Genomic DNA, 3,878 nt, shown 5'->3' with positions numbered 1-3,878 from the left:
AAAGGATTTGGAGCGAGCGTCGGCGGAGGCATGAAGCTGATGGAAGGCCTTGGAGTGGGAGCCACACTTTCCTACAACGAACAAACAGGATTCGGCGGATCCGCGGGATTACAAGCGGGAACAAGCGCACTTAGCTTTAATGCAGGACTAAGTTATTCCGAACAAGGAGGAATTTCAGCTAACGCTGGCCTCGGACTCGGAATGGGTAAAAACGGAACCACAGGATCGTATGCCAGCACTCTCAACCTAGGAATGAGCTACAATCGCAACGACGGCTTTGGCACTAGCGTGGGAATTTCAAGAAACAATAACGTGGTTCTTCCCGGAGTCGGTGCCACACTTTCTCGTTCGGAGTTTGGAGGATGGGGAGCGGATGTGAGTTCGGACCAATACGGTTCGTATGAAGGCAAAGGAGGGAAATACGGCGGAGTAAGTGGTGGTCTGTCTTGGAACGAACACACTGGCCTTACACTCAGCTTAAACTCGGGGGGAACCAATGCATTCAACTACAATGCTCAGAGCGGTTTAACGAGTAACAGTAACTTTCTTGCCGAGTCTGCAATGAACAACGGTCTTTCTCAAGGGGTGGCTGAGACTCCCGAAGAAAAAGCATATGCGGCGGCGAAAGCGAAAGCAGAAGCGGATTCAAGAGCTGCTCAAAATAGGAACAATCAAGAATCTGGAAAATCGGCGTTAGACGCGGTTGGATACTCTACGCAGAGAAGAGAGGACGGCTTACCGGGAAGTCAAGGAACGATTGGCTTTGGAGATGCTGACGGTCCGAACCCTGCACACGGAGCCCCATCTTCTCATGATCCAGGACAAACGTTAGCTTCATCGGGATCGTTTGGACCCGATGGAGAATCAACAGGAGGCCGTCAGTTGAGTGCGGCGGATGTTGCGGAATTCAAAGCTGATTGGAGAAAGGAAAGTCCTGCGCAAACGGATGCGAACATCGCCGGTTTGAAAGCGGCGGGATACGACACGAGTGGCCTTGAAAAGTTTGTAAACGATTATCGTAACCAATCGAAACCCGGTTATGGAAACTCGAATCAGACCGGAAGTCCGATTGTTGTGAATGGAAGTAGAACACAAACGTTAGGTGAAAGAGCAGGTTCTTTGTTTGGCTCTATTGCAGATGGAGCAAGTAGCTTTTGGAACAGGATTGTGGGAGGTGGTTCGAAACCTGTTTTAAACTCTAATTCTCTATCTGAAGGTAGTTATAATTATAAGCCTTCAAAAGAATCTAATGGTGTTTTAAAACCGTTAGCAGATGGCGCGATTATTCCTGGAAAAGGATACAATGTGACTTCCGAATTTGGAAGTAGACCTGACCCATTTAATCCGACTGGTCCAACGAAAAATCATCGGGGAATTGATATTGCAATGCCCACGGGAACACCAGTATTTGCAACTGCGCCTGGAAAGGTTATCTTTTCCGGGACACAAAATAATGGTTCAAAGGAAGTTCACATAGATCATGGTGGTGGTCTTGTCTCAATTTTTAAACACAACTCTGAATTATTAGTTCAAAATAATCACCAGGTAGTGCGAGGAGAGTTAATCACTAGATCAGGAAATACCGGGCCATCTACGGGTCCCCATTTACATTATGAATTAAAACTTAATGGGGTTGTTCAGAATCCTGCTAATTTTAATATACGTGATTGGGCTACAAATCAATGAGGAGATGTCAATGGAAATTAATAAACTGCATAGGGAAATAAATGAAAATATATTAATGAAGAATAATTTAAAATTTGAAGTAGGAAAACTAATTTACCTATGTGTACAAAAATGTTTATTAATTTCCATCTTAGTGCAAGCATGTATGCCAATTTACGGTGTAGATTTTAGTACATTTAAGATTCATCTTAGAGGTTTAGGTCCAATACATATTAATGATACATTGTTTCAGATAGAGAAAAAATTATCTGCTAAGTTAGTAGGTGGTAAAGAGAATGATTACAATGGACAAGAATGTCATTTCTACACTATACCTGGGCTTTCTGGTATTTCTTTAATGTTTATAGGAAAAACTAAAGATCTGAGATTGAGTAGGATTTATATTTCGAATTCGACTTTTCAAACCTTGTCTGGGATAAAAATTAATTCTGATATGACATTAATTCTTTCCACTTATAAAAATAATATTAAATGGGAGAAAGAACATTATACGGGTGATACAATGTTAGTTTTTGAACCTAAAGATTCTTATGATAAAGATTTTCGCATGATTTTTTTAACTAATAATAAAAAGGTAACAGGAATTAGCGTTGGTAGAATTCCAGAAATATTTGCTGTTGAAGGTTGTGATTAGATTTTCTTGTGCAGCACAGAACACACATCAAAACAGGGTTCCGGGGATGGAACCAAGGAGATAGCCCGGCGAAGGGGTAGCGGAATACCGAGTTTGGAAATACAATTAGACATTTGTAAATTAGAAAGACAGCAAACTCGGTATGAAGGAAACTCAATATCTCACTCCCTACGGGTCGTTCGATAGGGGAAGGCTTTCCCCTTCTGTCCTCCGTCGTCTGAGCATCGTAGGATATGACAACAATAATAATACGTGGATAACCTACGATCCGTATGGAGACAAAAACCAGGCAAATTACGGAAAACAAGGTTTGACGGTCGGCCGAGCGGTCGAGTATGGTCAAAATACGAATGGAATTGGTGACAGAAGAATTTACTGGATGGAAGACAAGAAGTAATTGAGGCAACAAAACATGAGAAAGTTTATCATTTTGAATATTCTGATCTTTGCAAGTATATTTGCTTGTGAAGATAAGGCTAGAGTTCTAAAAAATGTCTGGAATGAAAATGGAGGTAGCATTATTGCAAGTAGTACGTTATCAAACCAAACCCCGAAACAATATTCTATTGATAATTCAGGAGATGCGAATTTTCAGACTGCTTGGTGCACTGACAAAGGTCCAAAAGGCGAGTCGATTGCGTTTATGGGCCAAACATCAGCTTCTGGACTGGGTGTTAGCTACCATCACTTGGAGGAATATCTTAAAAACTACAAATACGAAGCAAAGTTCTTAATCCATAATGGATACGGAAAGTCAGAAGAGACGTATTACAATAACAACCGAATCAAAAAAGCTAAATTGAAAGTATATGAAGCAGGAATGCACGAAAGAGACGGAGGAAGAAAGCCATATATTTCAAAAGGCCCTTCCCTGATTGCAGTGAAAGAACTTGAATTTGGTGAAAAGTTGGGATTGCAAATATTTGATTTAGAATTTGATTTGAAAGGAAGGTATGGTGTAAAAGGCTTTAGCGAGCTGAAAATGTTATACGTTTTTGAAATTGTAGAGGTGTACAAAGGGAAAAAATACAACGATACTTGCATATCAGAGTTGGATGTTTTAGGATTTGTACATTCTGAAGATAATGAAGCTTTTAAAAAACGATTAGCTTCTTTCGAAAAACCAAATCACCACTAACAATGCAAGATCGCCCGTGCAGATCCACACCAAAGGTAGCAAGCGGAGTCCGGAAAACCGGAGTTTCGTATGAAATCCACTGACAACACCCAAAGAGCATTAGAGAAACTGCAAACGATGGAAGAAGTGAAACCTAAAAAACAAAAGAGTGTAAGAGTGAGTCTGGAAAGGGAATGGAAGTAAACCAAAGAAAAGAGGGATATGCAATCGGGGAAGCGGCCAAAGGATGTATGTGGACGCGAGTTGGGACGGTAAAGTCCCCGGCTTCGATCATACTGTTTGAGTAGGAAATGTCGACCTGAGCGATTAGTTTTTTGATGAATAGATTGGGCTGGTCTAAGAAACCGTTGACCGCACCTTGATTTTCGGAACCGTCATCGCAAAGCAGACGGATAGGTTTGTGAAAGAGATTGAATTTTT

4 protein-coding genes and 1 pseudogene are annotated in these 3,878 nt (G+C 41.3%); 4 read left to right on the top strand and 1 reads right to left on the bottom strand.

What is annotated here, in order from left to right; translation table 11 throughout:
- From CLV95_RS18375 to CLV95_RS18355, 4 genes are all read left to right on the top strand, one after another.
- The coding region (locus tag CLV95_RS18375; RefSeq protein ID WP_243406628.1) for a M23 family metallopeptidase at positions 1-1,686 on the top strand (1,686 nt) is incomplete at its 5' end.
- A 10-nt stretch (positions 1,687-1,696) separates the two neighbouring features.
- Complete coding sequence (locus tag CLV95_RS18370; RefSeq protein ID WP_002735097.1) at positions 1,697-2,320, top strand: hypothetical protein; 624 nt, start codon at positions 1,697-1,699, stop codon at positions 2,318-2,320.
- A gap of 142 nt (positions 2,321-2,462) precedes the next feature.
- The gene (locus CLV95_RS18360; protein WP_002734897.1) at positions 2,463-2,717 is read left to right on the top strand and encodes a hypothetical protein; all 255 of its coding nucleotides are present in this window, start codon (positions 2,463-2,465) and stop codon (positions 2,715-2,717) included.
- A 15-nt stretch (positions 2,718-2,732) separates the two neighbouring features.
- On the top strand, positions 2,733-3,458 hold the full coding sequence (locus CLV95_RS18355; protein WP_002738387.1) for an NADase-type glycan-binding domain-containing protein: 726 nt from the start codon (positions 2,733-2,735) through the stop codon (positions 3,456-3,458).
- A 133-nt stretch (positions 3,459-3,591) separates the two neighbouring features.
- On the opposite strand, the pseudogene CLV95_RS19160 reads toward CLV95_RS18355, so the two are convergent.
- Positions 3,592-3,878, bottom strand: a pseudogene (locus tag CLV95_RS19160) (DDE-type integrase/transposase/recombinase); the annotation flags it as partial.

The organism is Leptospira borgpetersenii serovar Javanica (assembly GCF_003046425.1).
Taxonomy (GTDB): domain Bacteria; phylum Spirochaetota; class Leptospiria; order Leptospirales; family Leptospiraceae; genus Leptospira; species Leptospira borgpetersenii.
Note: the sequence above shows the minus strand (reverse complement) of the source record. Positions and strands in the feature narration are given on the sequence as shown.

Excerpts from the sequence above, each read along its gene's own strand:
- CLV95_RS18370 (WP_002735097.1), top strand. The coding sequence starts at position 1,697 with ATGGAAATTAATAAACTGCATAGGGAAATAAATGAAAATATATTAATG.
- CLV95_RS18355 (WP_002738387.1), top strand. The coding sequence starts at position 2,733 with ATGAGAAAGTTTATCATTTTGAATATTCTGATCTTTGCAAGTATATTT.
- CLV95_RS18360 (WP_002734897.1), top strand. The coding sequence starts at position 2,463 with ATGAAGGAAACTCAATATCTCACTCCCTACGGGTCGTTCGATAGGGGA.